16 protein-coding genes are annotated in these 15,900 nt (G+C 62.8%); 7 read left to right on the top strand and 9 right to left on the bottom strand.

Annotated features, from left to right (window positions below):
* Positions 1-71: 71 nt before the first annotated feature.
* The gene (locus ACX12F_RS12310) at positions 72-1,316 is read right to left on the bottom strand and encodes a ScoMcrA-related endonuclease (RefSeq protein ID WP_459369819.1); all 1,245 of its coding nucleotides are present in this window, start codon (positions 1,314-1,316) and stop codon (positions 72-74) included.
* A gap of 148 nt (positions 1,317-1,464) precedes the next feature.
* Between ACX12F_RS12310 and ACX12F_RS12305 the strand changes: the two genes are divergently transcribed.
* Together ACX12F_RS12305 and ACX12F_RS12300 are read left to right on the top strand one after the other, a co-directional pair.
* Positions 1,465-2,388: a DUF4268 domain-containing protein gene (locus ACX12F_RS12305; RefSeq protein WP_459369818.1), complete on the top strand. Its 924-nt coding sequence runs from the start codon at positions 1,465-1,467 to the stop codon at positions 2,386-2,388.
* Positions 2,389-2,442: 54 nt separating this feature from the next.
* The gene (locus tag ACX12F_RS12300) at positions 2,443-3,231 is read left to right on the top strand and encodes a DUF429 domain-containing protein (protein WP_459369817.1); all 789 of its coding nucleotides are present in this window, start codon (positions 2,443-2,445) and stop codon (positions 3,229-3,231) included.
* Here the strand turns inward: ACX12F_RS12300 and ACX12F_RS12295 are convergent.
* The 4 genes from ACX12F_RS12295 to ACX12F_RS12280 all read right to left on the bottom strand — a co-directional run bounded on the left by ACX12F_RS12295 (position 3,212) and on the right by ACX12F_RS12280 (position 7,001).
* Complete coding sequence (locus ACX12F_RS12295; protein ID WP_459369816.1) at positions 3,212-3,883, bottom strand: DUF7002 family protein; 672 nt, start codon at positions 3,881-3,883, stop codon at positions 3,212-3,214. The two genes, ACX12F_RS12300 and ACX12F_RS12295, sit on opposite strands and share 20 nt — an antisense overlap.
* Before the next feature lie 193 nt (positions 3,884-4,076).
* Complete coding sequence (locus ACX12F_RS12290) at positions 4,077-5,177, bottom strand: DUF2971 domain-containing protein (protein WP_459369815.1); 1,101 nt, start codon at positions 5,175-5,177, stop codon at positions 4,077-4,079.
* A gap of 390 nt (positions 5,178-5,567) precedes the next feature.
* The gene (locus ACX12F_RS12285) at positions 5,568-6,182 is read right to left on the bottom strand and encodes a DUF6308 family protein (protein ID WP_459369814.1); all 615 of its coding nucleotides are present in this window, start codon (positions 6,180-6,182) and stop codon (positions 5,568-5,570) included.
* A gap of 291 nt (positions 6,183-6,473) precedes the next feature.
* Entirely contained in the window at positions 6,474-7,001 is a 528-nt protein-coding gene (locus ACX12F_RS12280; RefSeq protein WP_459369813.1) for a recombinase family protein, read from the bottom strand.
* A 367-nt stretch (positions 7,002-7,368) separates the two neighbouring features.
* Between ACX12F_RS12280 and ACX12F_RS12275 the strand changes: the two genes are divergently transcribed.
* The 3 genes from ACX12F_RS12275 to ACX12F_RS12265 all read left to right on the top strand — a co-directional run bounded on the left by ACX12F_RS12275 (position 7,369) and on the right by ACX12F_RS12265 (position 9,947).
* Positions 7,369-8,640, top strand: coding sequence for a hypothetical protein (locus ACX12F_RS12275; RefSeq protein WP_459369812.1), 1,272 nt, complete (start codon positions 7,369-7,371; stop codon positions 8,638-8,640).
* Positions 8,641-8,743: 103 nt separating this feature from the next.
* Entirely contained in the window at positions 8,744-9,760 is a 1,017-nt protein-coding gene (locus ACX12F_RS12270) for a hypothetical protein (RefSeq protein WP_459369811.1), read from the top strand.
* Positions 9,761-9,776: 16 nt separating this feature from the next.
* Entirely contained in the window at positions 9,777-9,947 is a 171-nt protein-coding gene (locus ACX12F_RS12265) for a hypothetical protein (protein WP_459369810.1), read from the top strand.
* Positions 9,948-10,037: 90 nt separating this feature from the next.
* Here the strand turns inward: ACX12F_RS12265 and ACX12F_RS12260 are convergent, their stop codons facing one another.
* The 4 genes from ACX12F_RS12260 to ACX12F_RS12245 all read right to left on the bottom strand — a co-directional run bounded on the left by ACX12F_RS12260 (position 10,038) and on the right by ACX12F_RS12245 (position 14,033).
* Positions 10,038-11,540 carry a serine/threonine-protein kinase gene (locus ACX12F_RS12260; protein WP_459369809.1) on the bottom strand — a complete coding sequence of 501 codons (1,503 nt, stop codon included), beginning with the start codon at positions 11,538-11,540 and terminating at the stop codon, positions 10,038-10,040.
* A 99-nt stretch (positions 11,541-11,639) separates the two neighbouring features.
* Positions 11,640-12,521 carry a hypothetical protein gene (locus ACX12F_RS12255; protein ID WP_459369808.1) on the bottom strand — a complete coding sequence of 294 codons (882 nt, stop codon included), beginning with the start codon at positions 12,519-12,521 and terminating at the stop codon, positions 11,640-11,642.
* Positions 12,522-12,681: 160 nt separating this feature from the next.
* Positions 12,682-13,488, bottom strand: a complete 807-nt coding sequence (locus ACX12F_RS12250) for a hypothetical protein (protein WP_459369807.1) — start codon at positions 13,486-13,488, stop codon at positions 12,682-12,684.
* Positions 13,489-13,790: 302 nt separating this feature from the next.
* Positions 13,791-14,033, bottom strand: coding sequence for a type II toxin-antitoxin system RelB family anti-toxin (locus ACX12F_RS12245; RefSeq protein ID WP_459369806.1), 243 nt, complete (start codon positions 14,031-14,033; stop codon positions 13,791-13,793).
* A gap of 409 nt (positions 14,034-14,442) precedes the next feature.
* On the opposite strand from ACX12F_RS12245, the gene ACX12F_RS12240 reads away from it, so the two are divergent.
* The gene (locus tag ACX12F_RS12240; protein ID WP_459369805.1) at positions 14,443-15,312 is read left to right on the top strand and encodes a hypothetical protein; all 870 of its coding nucleotides are present in this window, start codon (positions 14,443-14,445) and stop codon (positions 15,310-15,312) included.
* Positions 15,313-15,419: 107 nt separating this feature from the next.
* A complete protein-coding gene (locus ACX12F_RS12235; RefSeq protein ID WP_459369804.1) occupies positions 15,420-15,857 on the top strand; it encodes a DUF4189 domain-containing protein in 438 nt (145 codons plus the stop codon).
* The last annotated feature ends 43 nt before the right edge of the window (positions 15,858-15,900 follow it).

Raw genomic sequence — 15,900 nt, 5'->3', positions numbered from 1 at the left:
CTGAAATGCGCGCCCTGGAGAGCTCGTTGAAGCTCCTCACGACGCCACGCCGGTCAACCTCGGGTTTTCACTCATTGTTGGTCTACCGGTGCCAACCCACTGACGGAAGCGGCACCCGATCTAAATTCCGCCCAGTGCGACGCAAGCCAGGCACGTTGACCAGGGGTTGTCGACACCTGCAGCGGTGTTCCCTGCAATGCTGCATAGAGCTGGTAGCCCTTCAGCGAGTCAGAGACGTCGACGATGCCGTCCTCGTTGACCGCCAGCAGGCCTTGATCGAACAGGCGGTGCAGATCGCGCCGTAGGAGCAGTCCACCATCGGCGTGGTGGCGGCCAATCTCGGCATAGCTGTAGAGGTGGCAGGCTTCTAGCGCCTCCGCCGGAGTCGGGCCAGTGAACGCACACACTAGCCCGTACTTTCTGATCAGCTCAGCGCGGAAGGCGGGCTGGCCAATACGCACACTGACCTGGCGGACGGTATGGCCACCACCGATCACCTGCGACTGCGCGACCTCTACGGGAGCGAGGGCGATCGGTCCGGCAACAGCTGCAATCGCAGACGCAAACTGGCTCCACGCAGCAATGCGCCGGATGCTGTTCTGCGAATACCCGGTCAGGGTTCGCAGTGCGTCACCGTCGAGCAGCCCCGCCAGATCGACCCAGCCCTGGGAATGATCGGTCCGGTAGAGGGTGACATCGACCTCAGAGACCGTCGGAGTATCGAACTCGAAGTGGCAGCCGTCGCACCGAAATCGGGGCGTCATGGTCTTGCGTGCGGCGATGTTGGTTGTGGCGCAGCTCGGGCAGCGACTGATCTGCTTTGTACCCGGCTGCTGTTCGATGCTGGCCACGGTAGACGCGCCGATCAGAGTGACCTCATCCCAGAACACCAGCCGATCCCCGACCGACACCTGGCGCGAGTTGGCCACGTTGCTGTCGTAGCTGTAGTGGCTCGACGCATCGTCGTCGTAGGTGGTCGCCCCGCCGAGCCTGCGATAGTCCGACTTGGTGGTGACCAACCATGCCCGGGTCTCGTCAGCCGAAGTCGGAGCGAATCGGAAGCCGAGTGCCTCAAGGGTCTTTACGACGGTCTGTTGGCCGCCGACGAACTCGCGGGATGCGAGCGTATGGCCGGTGGCATACCCATGTGCCACCCCCGTGATCGCTTTGGAGTCGTATTGCCGCCCATGTTCGGCAACGCGATATTTCCGCGCTGGCGCGAATCCGTACTTGGCGAGGAATTGGTCGGCACCTAGCTCGTCGTACTCGCGCATCGCTTTTAGGACCGATTTACGAGTGATTTCAGATAGCGCCATGTCGGCAGAGTAGCCAGGGACTACGACGGTTTCGGTTCCTAGTCCGCACCGTTTGATGGCCAGGGCCAACGAGAATCACCTGCGGTGTGTCGGTCCCAGTTCTTACTGTGAAGCCCTGTTGCCCTCGTTCCAGCCACCGGAGGTATCAATGACCACGCCACATCTCGGTCGGCTCACCACGGTCCCTCCTCGCGAGGTATGGCTCCACGAGGCGCGCAACTTCACCCCCTGGCTGCTCCAGAATGTCGACGTTCTGGGAAGCCTCCTGCGGATGGACCTGACGCTCGATCGTGCTGAGCAGCCTGTCGGGGACTTCTCTCTGGACCTGCTTGGGCGCGACCTTGCCGATGGCAGCGTCGTGATCGTCGAGAACCAGCTGGAGCCGTCCGACCACACTCACCTCGGGCAGATTCTCACGTACGCCGCCGGAACGGACCCCCGGACGATTGTGTGGATCACCACCGGATTCAGGCCAGAACACCGCGCCGCACTGGACTGGCTCAATGAACACACCCTTCCGGACACTCGGTTCTTCGGTATTGAGATCGAAGTAGTCAAGATCGGAACCTCCGAACCTGCACCCAATTTTCGGTTGGTCGCGCAACCGAACGACTGGGAAAAGCACGTGAAGGCCGCAACATCAGGCGGTCCATTTACAGAAGAGGCCAAGCTCTACCAGCAGTTCTGGAAACAACTCCGAGCCCGCGTAGCTGCGGAACACCCGGAATGGAATGCAGTGGGAGGCACGCGCACCTCAGCGTGGTCCGACGTGCCGTCGGGGATCACCGGTTGTCCCCTGACATCCCGATTCATGCGGGACGGACTACTGCTGCAATTGACCCTCCATGACCAAACTCGGTACGACGCCCTGTACGCGAAGAGAGCCGAGTTCGAAGCCCAGCTCGGTCAGAAGGCTCAGTGGGACGACAAGCCAGGGCAAAACGGGGCACGCATCTACATCACCTCGCCGTACCGGCAGGTCGGTGACACTGACCAGTGGAACGCGATGTTGGACTGGCTGATGGACCACCACGTTCGCTTTCGCGCAGCGATCGCAGCAGTCGACAAGTAGCCATCACGCAGAAATCAGAACTACCCAGAGCCCGTCGCGCTGAGAATGACCTCCATGAACTCCCGGACCGTTGGCATCGACCTCGCGTCGCAACCCAGCAACACTGCTGTGTGCATCATCGAATGGAGGCCGGGTTCTGCTGAGGGGACGACGCTGGCATGCGGCAGCCTCGACGGCAGAAAGTTCAACGACGTTGCTCTACTCGCCCTCATGCAGGACGCCGACAAGGTGGGCATTGACGCACCATTCGGCTGGCCGATGCCGTTCATCGAGGCAATCAGCCATCCACCCGGTGCGTGGCCACTGCCGCCCGACGCGGCACGCGCGATGTTGGAGCGACGGACGACCGACCGACTCGTCTACGCCAGCACCGGCAAGACACCGCTCTCGGTAACCACCGACCGGATCGCCTACTGCGCCATGCGTTGCGCCGCCCTCCTCAGCGCCCTCGGGAGCCCCAGGGACGGTTCCGGCCTGGCGGTCGAGGCCTATCCGGACGCCGCACTCCGTACTTGGCTCCCAGAACTTTTCACCGGCGTATCACAGTCCTACAAGTCGAAGGTCAGTGCGCCTGCTCAGGACCGGCGCGAAGCTCTGCTCCGTGGGTTACTCGACGGGCTGGGCGAGAGCTTCACCATCTCTGACATCCACCGCGACCAGGTCGCCCGCTCCGACGACCGCCTGGACGCCTTGGTGTGTGCCCTCGTGGCCCGGGCGGCAGCGACTAATCAGACTGTCCTCCCGGGCACTGAGGACCACCGCGAACTCGCCCGGATCGAAGGCTGGATTCATCTACCTGAAGCCAACAGCCTCAGGTCATTAGTCAACGCTCGGTCGTGCTGACTGCAATTGCCGGGGCATCGCCATGTCGGAGCTCCACACGCTGGATGAAGGCCACCACGTCTGGGACCGCGTAAGGCACTGTCAGCTCGACCACAGCTTCACCCGACGGCCCGCGCTTGCGTCGCCACTCATCAAAGGGGTAGTCGGCGAGAGGCACAAAGACACCCGGGCCGCGTTTGGGCACATTTGGTACGTGTGCGCTTCCGGTGTTGTAGGGAGCCAACTCGACACTGGACCCGTGGACGTCCAGCAGCGCGGCGGTATCGACATGCAGGACCAGATGCCGCCGGTCCCGGTAGGCACGTGCGGTCAGTAGGGTCTCCAGCCGCGCTCGGGACACCCAGAAATACACCCGGCTGTTGAGCGCGTCGAGGTACTGCTGCGCGGTGACACCCAGATGAAGGCACTCGTCGAGGAACTTCAGGGGAAGCTGATCCCGCACCGTAATAGCTCCGTAGCGATCATCGTCGAGAGTGATGGAGGTGCGCCGCACCTGCGACAGGATCGCCGCCGTGGTACCCGGATCGGGTTGGTAAAGATCGACGATAGCCTGAGTGCTGAGCAGACCATGTCGCTGGATGGAGGGCCACGAAGCCTCGTCAGCCATGTGATACAGCACCGGGTACCGCTCAGCGAACCTACGGGCATCCATCGCGCCAGAGTAAGGCCCGAGGCCTCGGTCGTTCGCTGATCGCGTCATCGCACAGTCGCCAAGTGAGTGATCGCCTGCCCCAAGGGCAACGGCCTTCTCATCAGGGCGACTCGCCTGCGCGCGCGTCGGTAACGATCTCCCGCTGGAGTGCGCTGGTATCGGAACACGGCGTCACGCTAGGTCGGCGCTACAGTCACCAACCCCGATATGGAATCGGTGACGCTCGGACGACACCGGGGTCGTGTCCGTTCGCGATAAGGAGCTGCTGCGCCGCGTGCACCAGCTGAACCTGGTCAGGTGCAGGGCCAACTACGAGGTCCCGGATGACCGGCTGGTCGCCGGTTGGACCAACAGTGACGGGGCGGAACGGCACCAATCGCGCACCCGCCGCCCGAAAATTGGGTGGGTAGTGCCCGCTGAGCAGTTTGGCGAGGTCTCCGGTGGTTCCTCCGCCGACCAACAAGCGCCACTCGTCCTCGGCTTTGAACGCATCGTGCTTGTACTGCGCTGCTATACCGATCGCGAGTGCAGCTGAAGCGTGTTCGCCGACATCGGGCGGTGGGCGGCGTTCCGGGTCCTTGAACATGTCACCGAGCGCGGAGACTACGGACACCAGCGTTTGGAGCGCAGTTGCGAGTGGAAGTCCCACGATGCCGAGCTCCTTGAACAGCGGCAGCTCATCGATCCGTGCCCGCGCGTCGTCGCCGTAGTAGACCCGGTTGAGGGCGCACTGAAAGTCGCGCGGCTCCCCGGTTCGTACATTGTGTCCGGTGTATATGCCGCTGCGCAGAGTCTGTGCCTCCAGCCCGATCGCGAATCCGCCGCCTGAACCGTAGGTCACCCACTGACTCAATAGATCGTCGCTCGTCGTGAAACTGGTGGCGCACACGCATGCACGTGGCGCTTGCTGAAGTGATTCGAGCGTCGGTGCTGCTAAGTACTTTTCGAGCACTGGGAGCCACTTCTGAAAGAACTGTGACTGAGGTCCGCCACCATCAGCCAGGCGCACGACATGCCGCCGCACGATATCTAGGCCGAACGCGAGTTCGGTGAGGTCATTCATGCCCAAAACGTCCGAAGCGAAGAACGTGAGCCGACGCGACACATTCGCATCGCGCCTGCCGTCGACGATTCCAGCTAAGCCCGCAGCGCTGGTGTAGTGATAAACAAATCCACCAGGTTCCTCGACGTTGATGATCGGGGTGTCCGACGCGGCATCGGTCGCGGTGTCAGTCACTGCGGTCCAACCGGGACTCGCGCCGCTCGACATATCCTGCAAGTTGTCCTCGCCCACTCGGGAAGGGTAACTGCTTTGACCGTCAACCTCGTGGACCGCCAACACATGGTTGGACTCCGAACAGCTGACCGAAGCACAACCGCGCAAACAGGTGATGAAAATGCTTGCGACACAATGCATCTAAGAGCCAGAAGCTACAGAACGATCGTCGTGCCACCGTGGAATCGCGCACTTTCGTGGCGTGGCATCGGCGTCGAACAATCCCGTTTGGTCGCATCACCTTATCCCCTGGGGAAAGGGCTCATTTGCCTCTTCTACTTCGTATGCTGGTGGCCGCGTTGGCTCAGCACCCGGTTCCGGCGCGGTGCCATCGGTCGTGCCGCCTGGCAGCCAGGTATCGATATAGCGTTGCCGCCCGACGCAAGGAACGATTGGTTAGCTTGAGCCTCAGGCGGATGCCCGCTTGGCAGCCCGCCACAGCGCGACATCGATGCGTCGGAGCAGACTGACAGGTGCCGGTGCGACCTCGCATACCTCGGAGATTGCCTCTCGTCGGGCAGCGTCGGATAGTTCGTCGTACATGGACACCCAGAACAGCTCTTTCGGCGGCTTCAGGAAGGCATTGACCTCGTTGTCCAGGATCGGTATCAGTTTGGGCCGCTTGGCAGCCACTAGTTTTCCGGCGACCACCCAATCGATGCCCCGCAATGTTCGCAGGGCGCGATGCAGGTTCTCAGCAGGACTGCCCACATTGACGTCGAGCCGCCGAACCTCCCAGATGTTCTGCTCGCGTGGAATGTCCCTTAGCAAGGAGTTGAAGCGCTCGCTGTCAGTAATCAGCAGCGCCGCAGCTGCTTCGGGTGGCACTGACACGCTCAGCGCTTCGACCGCAAGCACGTCCGAGGCTTCGAACCGGTTTGGGTCACCGATGGCCGCGAAATCCTCGAACCACCGCCCGGTGAACGGCTCCTTACCGCCGCCGAAGTACCCGATCAGGTCTTGTCGGACCTGGTCGGCATTGGCGGTGAACCATGCGCAGAGGTCGAATCCGAATCGTGCCATGGTCGATGATCTTTCCTCAGGAAGTTTGGGGCCGCTGCGACATCAGCAACGTCTGGCGGAACGCGCAGGGTTACTGCTCCGGCCACCGCTTCATCTCGCGTTCGATCTCGTGCGCACGGTGCAGAATCTCCGGCCCCTGATTTCACTCAGCAACACCCTGAACTTCGGCAATGGCACATCCGGGTGATCGACGCCGATGGAGTCCGACCATTGCGGCCAGCGTTACTTGTACTGCTTCTTCACCGTTGTTGCTGGCGGATCAGCGACTGGGGTCAGCGCGGTCTCCTCGGATCATGCGACATCCTCGGCGAGATAGCGGTACAAGGTTGCCCGGCTGACGCCAAGGAACTTCGCAATGTCCCGGGCCCTGTGCCCGTCGTGCCTCATTCGGACGGCGGTGGCCACGTCCTTAGAGTTCTGGACCTTCCGTGGCCGACCGAACTTGGTGCCGTTGGCCCGCGCGGTGATGCGCTTGAGTGCTGTGCGCTCCTTGATCAGCTCCCGCTCATACTCGGCCAGCGCTCCCAAGACCCCGATCATCATGCGTCCGGCAGCAGTCGAGGAGTCGATCCCGTCGGTCACCGACACCAGGGTGACGCCCCTGCTGGTGAGTTCCTTCACGGTCTCCAGGATGTGAAGAGTGTTCCTGCCCAGCCGGTCTAACTTCCACACCACCACGGTGTCGCCCTCGCGCACATAGGCCATCAGCTCGGCCAGACCCGGGCGGTCGTCACGGGCACCCGACATCACGTCCTGGAATGTCTTCACCACTCCGGCGGTCTTCAGTGCAGCCTGCTGCTGATCCAGGGTCTGCGCCACGGTTGAGACTCGGACGTAGCCGATCCGCTGCCCCGGCTTCTGATCAACTCCGGCAACCGAGTTATGTCTCATAAATCAGATCAACGGGATATTCGAGACACTTATTCCGAGACGGACTTTCGAGACACGTCCACCTGGGACTACTCGGACCCGACTATGAGGTCCGACCGCCGTCTCATATGTGGTCTGATTCGAGACAAGGCATCTCTGTCTCCCAGATAGCTGATGCACCCGGGGGTGGATGCCAGAATCGAGGAATACCGACGGGGAACCAACCAAACGGGTCGGCGGTCCACGTCGGTCAGGGGGCGAAGTGGCGCAGGTGTACCGGCTGTGGACACAGGCACGTTCGTGGTGCGACTACGAAATGACCGTCGAGAAGGAGCATCTACCGGCGATCCGCAGTCTGTTCCCGCCGGAGTGGCCCGGAGGCAATCAAGCCCTCTTGCCGGACGTCGAACTGGTTCCAGAGCCAGATGGACCGAGAGGCCCGTGGGCGATCTCCGTACGAACAGCGGGACGGACACTCGGCTATCTCGACGCCGAGGTCGCACCCGAATGGGCTGGAGTCATTCGGCGGGTCGTCGCATCGGGTTTCATACCAACCACTGTCAGCCGAATCGCGGCCCACGAGTACGACGGCTGGGACGGGCTGGAGTTCCGGGCCTGGATACGTATCGCTCTCGGCAAGCCCAAAGATGCGCTGCCGCTCAACGATCCGCCTGTAGTCCCTTTCACCTTGCTGCCGAGGTCCTCGATCGTGCAGGTGACCAAGGAGGACGAACACTTCGATGAGTTGCTGAAGTTCGTCCCGAAAGGCGGCTACGGAACCTTGTTCGTCACGCTGCATGAACAGGCGTGTGGAGGTAACGCAAAACCCCATGTCGAAGTGCGTATCAACGACAGGCGCATCGGACAGCTCACCCCGCAGATGAGCCAGCGGTTCCTGCCGATGATCAGGCACCTCCAGGACCGGGGCCTCGTCACAGCGTCCTGGGGCGACATCACCGGTTCCGCTGTCGCTGCAGAGGTTCGCATCGACGCGGTCAAGGCCAATGAGGCAACGGCTGCGGTCCTCGACGGCCCACCGGTGACGGTGCCTTCGCTCCTGGCCGAAGAGACGAATCCAGCTGGCTACGATCTCTCCGCGATGGGCCAGTGGCTCCGACCTCTTCCTCTTGTGAAGCCAGTGTCGCCGCCGATGCCCGACGAGCCTCCTGACGGGTCCTTGGTGCGGTTCTCGAAAGGCCGCCGCTACAACTACGTGGCCGTCCGTCGGTCCGATCACTGGGAAACCACAGCTACGGGCGATTGGGGCTCGATCAACGAGGCCATGACCTGGCGGGACCTCGCCACAAAGGTTGCCAAGTTTGACATCGCGACGGCGTGGGCTTCAGTCGATCCTCGTGATGATCCCCGGGTACGTGAGCACCTTGCGGTGGTGCGGTTCACCATCAACGCCCAGTACCTGGCAGCGATCAACGTCAGCGACGACGACACGCCGTGCGGCGACTGGTACACGACGATCAGCGACGAAGCTGAACAGCACCTGCCCTTCGGGGACCACGCCGAATGGTCCGACATCACGCGCTTCGGCGAATACATTCAGGTCGTGACGGAGTGGGTGCCGCTGAACTAGAAGTTATGTTCGAGACAGCTGGTACCGCGTGTCAGGTGACGGCCCGCCGGTCCGGAATGCATATCTTCGACATCGAGCCAGGCCCTTGCACCACCGCGACCAGATGGGGGAAGTCAGCATCGTGTCGCCGAGTAGGGATGATTTCCTGCAGACCACCAAGACCAACTTGGCCAGGCGCGTTGGGTACCTCTGCTCGAACCCGAATTGTGGCAAGCTCACCGTCGGTCCAGCCGCCGGACACCCTGGCTCTACCAACATCGGTATCGCGGCACATATCACCGCCGCGTCGGTCCTCGGCCCCCGATACGACGAGACCCTGAACCGCGAGCAACGGCGAAGCGCCGACAACGGCATCTGGTGCTGCCAGAACTGTGCGCACCTCATCGACGCCGATGACTCGGCCTACGAGGAAGAAACGTTGCGGTCCTGGAAACGCGCTGCCGAAGCCCGCGCCGCCAGCAGCATCGCAGCCGCACCGGCTGACGGTGACGATGCTCCAACCGTCCTGGATATCCAGCTGGTGGTCGATGGTGTCGGGCGGTTCTTCACCGGCGGAGATGAAGTGCGTGAAACCTTGCTGGAGTACTGCGACCAGCAGACCCGCGACAGCCAAACCAAGTCCCAGCGCCGGACGGCCTCGGAGCGAACGGCGTGGGCAGCATATGACTCGCTATTGGGACACGACCACCCGGCGGCACCGCCGACGGCGGAAGACGTAGACGAAGTCATCGCCGAGCGACGCGCCAGGGTTACCCGAGAATGGCATCGCACCGAACACTATGTCGCCGGAATGACCTGGCCAGCACTCAGATTCGTCGTCACCAACTACACCTCTGAGTACCTGCGTGACGTCAAGTTGGTGATCAACTTTGCGGGTGCTGCTGGCATCGAAAAGGAGGACCTGAGCGACTTCTCGATCTATCGGCTGCTTGACCCGGATTACGAAGAACCGGTCACGATGTACAACGCGGCTGCGAGAGTCCGGATACCGAAGCCTGCCCACTACCCGGTCAGCTGGAAGAACCTCGATGCTGGTCTCGAAGTCGGGATCAACCTTGCAGAACTCCCCCCCCCCCCCCCCCCCCCCCCCCCCCCCCGGCGAAGAGTTCGCGTGGGATAGTACCGAGTATCACGACGTGGTCCTGTCAGCGCAAAGCGGTGTCAACCGGGTATCGGTCACCTGGGTTGCCGTGGCACCCGGCTACGGCGCACCGGTCGCAGGTGCGGGCATCGAACTCGGGGTTGAAGAGGAACCGATGTTGGAAGCTGTCGCGCAGCTATTCGGAGACGCCATCCCGGAGGACTGACCATCGCTGCCGGGCTCTGTGCGGGTATGCGCCCGCCCATTACCCCCGCCGCGCACCCGGGTGGCAGATCGCCGGTCAGGACCACAGTGTCTAAGGGTGGTACTTGGTCCAAGTGGATATGGAACCAGGGGGGTCGTATTGGCCCCCACCCGTACACCACACGAGGTAGTTATCGCTGGACCGCCCCAACGTAAACGGCACCTCGCCCCTGCAGGAGCTACCAACCTTGCCGACGCGAGGTTTGTCCGCTGTTCCCTTTGCCGGTCCTACCGCACCCTCCTCGGCGGAGGACCATGTCATGGAGTCACCGCCTGGGTATCCGCCACACAACATAGTTTGCCCCGACACAGGATCGGTGGAGAACTTCATCCAGTCGCCGCACTCGTCACCGATGGTCGGTCCGCCGGGAATCTGGGCGGCGCTCGTCGTTGGTGCGGCCATGACGGTTACCGGCGGCGGAGCGGCAACAGACTGCGCGGCTGCCACCGAGGTCGGGGTCGAGGTGGACGTAGATGGTGCCTGGCCGGATGGGTTGGCGCTGGCATTGGACTGCGCGTGCTGCCATGGCCGCCACAGCACTCCGATAACAGCCAGTAGCAAGACGGTGGCCGCGACGCTGCCAAGGATGAGCCAGGTCCGCCGAGATGATCCGGCGGCTGCCACCGGAGACGCTGCGCTCGTAGACGGTGCCGGAGCAGATCGGCGCGGTCGTGGGGCTGCCCGGGTAGTCGCGTTTGCCGATACAGTGCCCCGGCCTGGGGATTCATCGGCGAGGGCATGCGCGAACGCCGAACACGACGTGAATCGGTCGTCGGGATTTTTGGCCAGCGCGATCTGCAGTACGTCGTCGAGGACGGCACAGTCCGCGCGCTGGTCGCCCAACGGAGGCGGCTCTGCGCTGAGATGTCGGCTGATCACCACCGCCGGGTTGGAGTTCGGGAACAGCTGCACCCCGGTCAGGAGGTGGTAGGCGGTGGCTGCCAGCGCGTACTGGTCGGCGCGCCCGTCCATCGGCTCACCCATGAGTTGTTCCGGTGCAGCGTAGGCAACAGTGCCCACCGTCATGTTGGTGGTGGTGATTCCGGTGGTGTCGTCGAGCGGTCTCGCAATACCGAAATCGGCGAGGAAGACCTGCGGATCGTCGGTGTCGATGTCGGCGACGATGATGTTGGCGGGCTTGACGTCTCGGTGCAGCAGGCCCTTCTTGTGGGCGTAATCGAGCGCGCTGGCCACGGCGATGATGATGGTGGTGGCCAGTTCGGTGGGCATGCCCGCCGGGTAGCGCTGCTGTATGAGTTGAGCCGCGTCGGTGCCGTCGATGTAGTCCATCGCGATCCACATCTGGCCGTCGTGTTCGCCCCGATCCTGGACACCCACGATGTGTGGATGCCGCAGACCCGCAGCCAGGTCAGCCTCCCGGATGAACCGCTCCCGAAACGAGGTATCGCTGGAAACGTCTGCGCGAAGGACCTTCAGGGCGTCCCGCCTGGGCAGTCGGGGGTGCTGGACAAGATAGACCTCACCCATCCCCCCGGAGCCCAGCAATCGCAGAATCCGGTATCCGGCGAAGGTCTCACCGATCCGCAATGGCATGGGCGAATGCTAGCGGGTGCAGCCTCCGCGCCCGACCGCTTCCTGTGGTGTTGCTGTAGGCCTGTGCAATCGGATCATGCGAGTCCGAGAGGTCGCTCGTCAGATCACCATACCGTTGCGCCGGGCCATCTCCTTGTACTCGTCGATGCTGACAACGGCCCGCTTGGTTACAGTCAGCGGAGCGTCAGGATCGCGGGGACCCCCCTCGATGTTCTCACACTCGACGATGGGCACGTGGTTGATGTTCATCAGGTCGAACCAGCCTTCGTTATGCACTGGGTGGTGCCACGGATGACACACGGACGGCAGAGCTGACACCAGGTCCGGCAGCCGATGAGTTTCGTTCGGCAGGTACTGGGTCCAGTCGCTAACGTTGACCCAGCCATCAGCATCAAGAGTCGTATCACCGGCCTGCACCAGTTCCCAAGCCATCGGCGGGAAGTACACCGAGGCCAGGGCGTTGATGCCGATCGGAGCGCCCTCCAGATTCCGGCGCGCGTTTGGCCCGTAAATCTGGAACCCCGACATGGACCCAGCAACACGGGCTGTCATGCCTCGGGCCAGCGCAAGGTAGAGCCTCATATCGGATGGCAGCTGCACCGACTGGCCGTTGGTGAGGTCGGACGGCAGCGACGGCCAATTGCGATAGATCAGCTCACCGGTGGCGCACATCCCGAGCAAGATCGACCGGACGACCGAGCCGGGGTCGAATTCGATCGATGGCATCTGGATGCGCGGCGGTACCTCGATTCTCCAGGACTTGACCCACAGCGGACGAAGGCCGCTGGCCAGGACTCCGTAGGCCTCGTCGTACTGGCCCGCCAGCGTGTTGCAGTCACCGCACAGCCCATAGAAGTGGATGCCGCCCATGGTGCTTCGACCGGCATCAGCCTCGTGGCCGTTCCTCGTGAAGTGGTGGCGCTTGACCAACATCTTGTTGCCCGCGCACTTCGGAGGTACGTGCGCCTTCGATAACACCATCTTCACTCCGCACATACCGCACGGGTATTCCCCATGGCGGTTCATCAGCGGGCCGAGCATAGGCGCTCGGGAAACGTTGCTGGATTTGGCTTTGGCCTTGGACATGGTGGCGCAACGCTACGCGCTCCCACCGACACCCCAGATCGATTGGGCAGGTAGGTCAGCGTGGCTGATGCACCTGTGCCCCCGGCAGTCGCTTCCGACTCGCAGGGTCAGCCCTCTCGAAGAGCTCGTTGAACCACTCAACGCCCGAGATGTCAGGGTATTCGGTGGTCAGAACGTCGGCTCCTGACAGGTATCGCTGGTTGTTCCATACGATGCCGAAGTTCTTGCCCGCTTTGATGCGGTGGAGACCTACAAGCTGCGGTGGGCCACCAGAAGCCGCGTCCTCGCCGGACCGCAGGGCTTCACAGAATGCGCTGAAGACCGCGCGGCTGGTGCCCGCTGCTGGACTGGCATCCCAGCGCGCGACTGCTTCGTTGACCGTCGTCTGGCCGCTGCCCCTCAGCTCCAGGACACTGGAGGTGAGCGGCATCGAAACTGGCTGAAGTTTCCAACGACGACTCGATGCCGAATAGTTCGCGACTGACAGGTGGAAGTCGCTCGAACGGTCTCCGTCCCGGCTGCCGATCACGATGCCCATGGTCCTTCGCTCATGGTCCGGATAGCTCGACCACTGCCGCTGGATCATGCCGAATATGGCTTCGTGGGCGAGTTGCGGTTGCAGCCCCAAATACTGCCCTCTATCGATACGGTCCAGAACCATCGGGATGACCATCGCGGGAAATTGCACATCTCCCCAGTAACCAAAGATGAACGGAGCTGACACTGACGCGAACGTCTTGCGGCCACGGTCCCATGCCGATACGCCGTCACCACGTGCCCATGTAATGCGGCTGTCGGATGCGATGTACAGCGATGCCGGAGCACGCGAATCAACGCCACACCACACCACGATCGAGGTCACGATCAACATATTGACAGCAGAGCGAATATGGGGCACCGTTGCCCCCGCAACTCCTGGGACCGGCCCCATTCATGCCGGTACGAGGTGTCCCTGCGAATTCTTCGGAATTCGCACCCAGGTCGTTGGGGAGGGTCGGCGAGAATGCTGGCCCTCCCACCCAACGATCAGTCGATCACGGGATTGTCGAGCAGATTTCGCGGGCCGACGCCGATCAACGTGGCGATCTTTCAGCGACTTCAGAATCAGATTGCGCTCGCCGCGCGCGGCACCCGCTACGCCGGTTGAGGCTATGAACCAGCCACCTAGTTCGCGTTCCGATCCAACCTGGAGACCACTTCACTCAGGGTGCTTCCCAGTGCGTCTGCAACATGTTGGAGCTCGATCACGTCAAGGCGGCGCTCGCCAATCTCGTACTTGCTGACGAATGACTGGGGCACCGCAAGTCGCTCGGCGACCTCAACCTGGGTCAACCCAGCCTCCCGGCGCAGGTTACGCAGCAGCGCACACAGCTGCTGGTACTGCTCCGAGTAGATGGACTTCTCCATCCTGGCAGCGCACCTTGCCGCCAGGAATATCCCAATTTAGGATATTGTTCTTCTAGTTTGCTGTGTCGCTCAGGAATGAGGCGTGATCCCGGTGATCCCGCAGTGTTTACAGCGGACTTCGGCCAGCGGCACGGGTCGATGCTGATTGCTGCTACCGCGAGAAGGGCGGGCGATGGACTGTCTGAGGTGGCCCGGCGCGGAATGTTCTTCGGCCTGGCGGACGCGGTCCTTCCCTAACATGCGGAACAGCGCGCCGGTAACGCGATTTCTCACAACGGTCGCACTCGTCGGTGCGCTGATCAGTGCCAGCTCATGTTCTAAATCAACTGCTGATGGCACCACGTGGTCGGCGTTGCCGCACACCATGGGTTGCCAGGTCCTTCCGTTCGGACCGAAAGCCGATCCCCGGATGTCCAAGCCGTTGACGCCCGAGGCCTGGGTGGACTGGGTGTCCGTACGCCACCCCGGGGATCAGCGCCTTGAGGTAACCTTGCATTTCCCCTTGGGGCCACCAGCCGAGGGCATGTCCTACGGGGCCGACATCGCCACCACAACCGACCTGGACGGGGCTGCCGCCGCCCACGACCCGGTTCTCGTCGTGAACTCGCCGGACCGCTTCCACTCGACCTGGTACGCCGATGGCGATGGACTCGACCGGCCCCCACAACAGGTCCCGCCGTCGGTGAACGTGAACGCCTCGCGACACACCGTGGACATTGTGGTCGACCTGGACGGCCAGAACAAACTCCTCGGCAACGGTCCCTTCAAACCGGAAATTCAGATGTCGTCGGCCCCAATCATGGTGGCCAGTAACGGCACGCTGCCGATGGTGTTCCAACCGCAGGCGTGCACCTGGAATACCCCGATCAGCTCCACGCCCCCATCGGGTGCAAGCACCCCTGCGGCTACCGCACCCGAACAGCAGCTACCTGCACCTGCCGCCCCAGCAGCTTCCGTCACAGTGCCCGGAGCCGACGGTCACGGCTTCCTTGGGAACTACCTCGCCCGGTGCCTCGACGTCGATCCGGCGGTGGCCATAGGGCGCACCAACAGTGCACTTGTGGTCGTCTGCCAATCCCGCAACGGCGCTCTGTATTACAAGGGGATGGGCCTGCAGAACCAGCAAGGTGTCTACGCCGACGGCGTGACCCGCACCTCCTCGGGCTTCACGGTCACCAACAACGGGGTCCTCTACACGATCTCATCCAGCGAACTCACGATTACCCAGGGCGGCAGCGTCCTCAGCGACGAACCGATGACCGCGTACTGGTCCCAGTAGGCCAAGCACCGACCGAGTTCCTGCGTCTTCCTGCATCCACAGACCACAAACCAACCGGAGGAACGATGACACGGACGGCCCCTGCCACGTGGCCCCGCCGATCACCAATGGCGCGCCATCTCTTCACCGTGGGCACCGCCCTGCTGCTCGTGGGCATGAGTATCGGTGCGGTCGGCGCACCCGCTGCGGCCCACGCGGACGACCTCTGGGTCGCCGTGGCGGCATCACAGACCAGTGGCGAAGAAGGCGTCGATACCGGCTTTACCCGCCAGTCCGCGTTGATCAACGCCACAAGAGGCTGTAACCGCCTCGGCGGCGTAGTCGACTGCCAGCCACTGGCGGCAGGTCCCGAAGGATGCGTCGCCGCCGCCACGATGGGGACTCCCTACAGCATCCGAGGAGCGTGGGCTCCCACGCGGGAAGCGGCGGCTCAAGCCGCACTCGCCCAAGCTGCACCCGGTTCGCGCGTCATTGTGGACTGCCTCGGGGACCCAGGCCTGCCAGCTCACCGCGACGCCTCCGGGGCGTTAGTGCCCGGAGTGTAGCCATGCACAACATCCCCATCGGCTTGGAGCGGACCCGAGAGCC

The organism is Mycolicibacterium sp. HS_4_1 (assembly GCF_054515875.1).
Note: the sequence above shows the minus strand (reverse complement) of the source record. Positions and strands in the feature narration are given on the sequence as shown.

Bases quoted from the DNA above. Each gene is read 5' to 3' on its own strand.
- ACX12F_RS12310 (WP_459369819.1), bottom strand. From the start codon at position 1,316: ATGGCGCTATCTGAAATCACTCGTAAATCGGTCCTAAAAGCGATGCGC.
- ACX12F_RS12305 (WP_459369818.1), top strand. From the start codon at position 1,465: ATGACCACGCCACATCTCGGTCGGCTCACCACGGTCCCTCCTCGCGAG.
- ACX12F_RS12300 (WP_459369817.1), top strand. From the start codon at position 2,443: ATGAACTCCCGGACCGTTGGCATCGACCTCGCGTCGCAACCCAGCAAC.
- ACX12F_RS12295 (WP_459369816.1), bottom strand. From the start codon at position 3,883: ATGGATGCCCGTAGGTTCGCTGAGCGGTACCCGGTGCTGTATCACATG.
- ACX12F_RS12285 (WP_459369814.1), bottom strand. From the start codon at position 6,182: ATGGCACGATTCGGATTCGACCTCTGCGCATGGTTCACCGCCAATGCC.
- ACX12F_RS12275 (WP_459369812.1), top strand. From the start codon at position 7,369: ATGACCGTCGAGAAGGAGCATCTACCGGCGATCCGCAGTCTGTTCCCG.
- ACX12F_RS12270 (WP_459369811.1), top strand. From the start codon at position 8,744: ATGGGGGAAGTCAGCATCGTGTCGCCGAGTAGGGATGATTTCCTGCAG.
- ACX12F_RS12260 (WP_459369809.1), bottom strand. From the start codon at position 11,540: ATGCCATTGCGGATCGGTGAGACCTTCGCCGGATACCGGATTCTGCGA.
- ACX12F_RS12255 (WP_459369808.1), bottom strand. From the start codon at position 12,521: ATGGTGTTATCGAAGGCGCACGTACCTCCGAAGTGCGCGGGCAACAAG.
- ACX12F_RS12245 (WP_459369806.1), bottom strand. From the start codon at position 14,033: ATGGAGAAGTCCATCTACTCGGAGCAGTACCAGCAGCTGTGTGCGCTG.
- ACX12F_RS12240 (WP_459369805.1), top strand. From the start codon at position 14,443: ATGTCCAAGCCGTTGACGCCCGAGGCCTGGGTGGACTGGGTGTCCGTA.
- ACX12F_RS12235 (WP_459369804.1), top strand. From the start codon at position 15,420: ATGGCGCGCCATCTCTTCACCGTGGGCACCGCCCTGCTGCTCGTGGGC.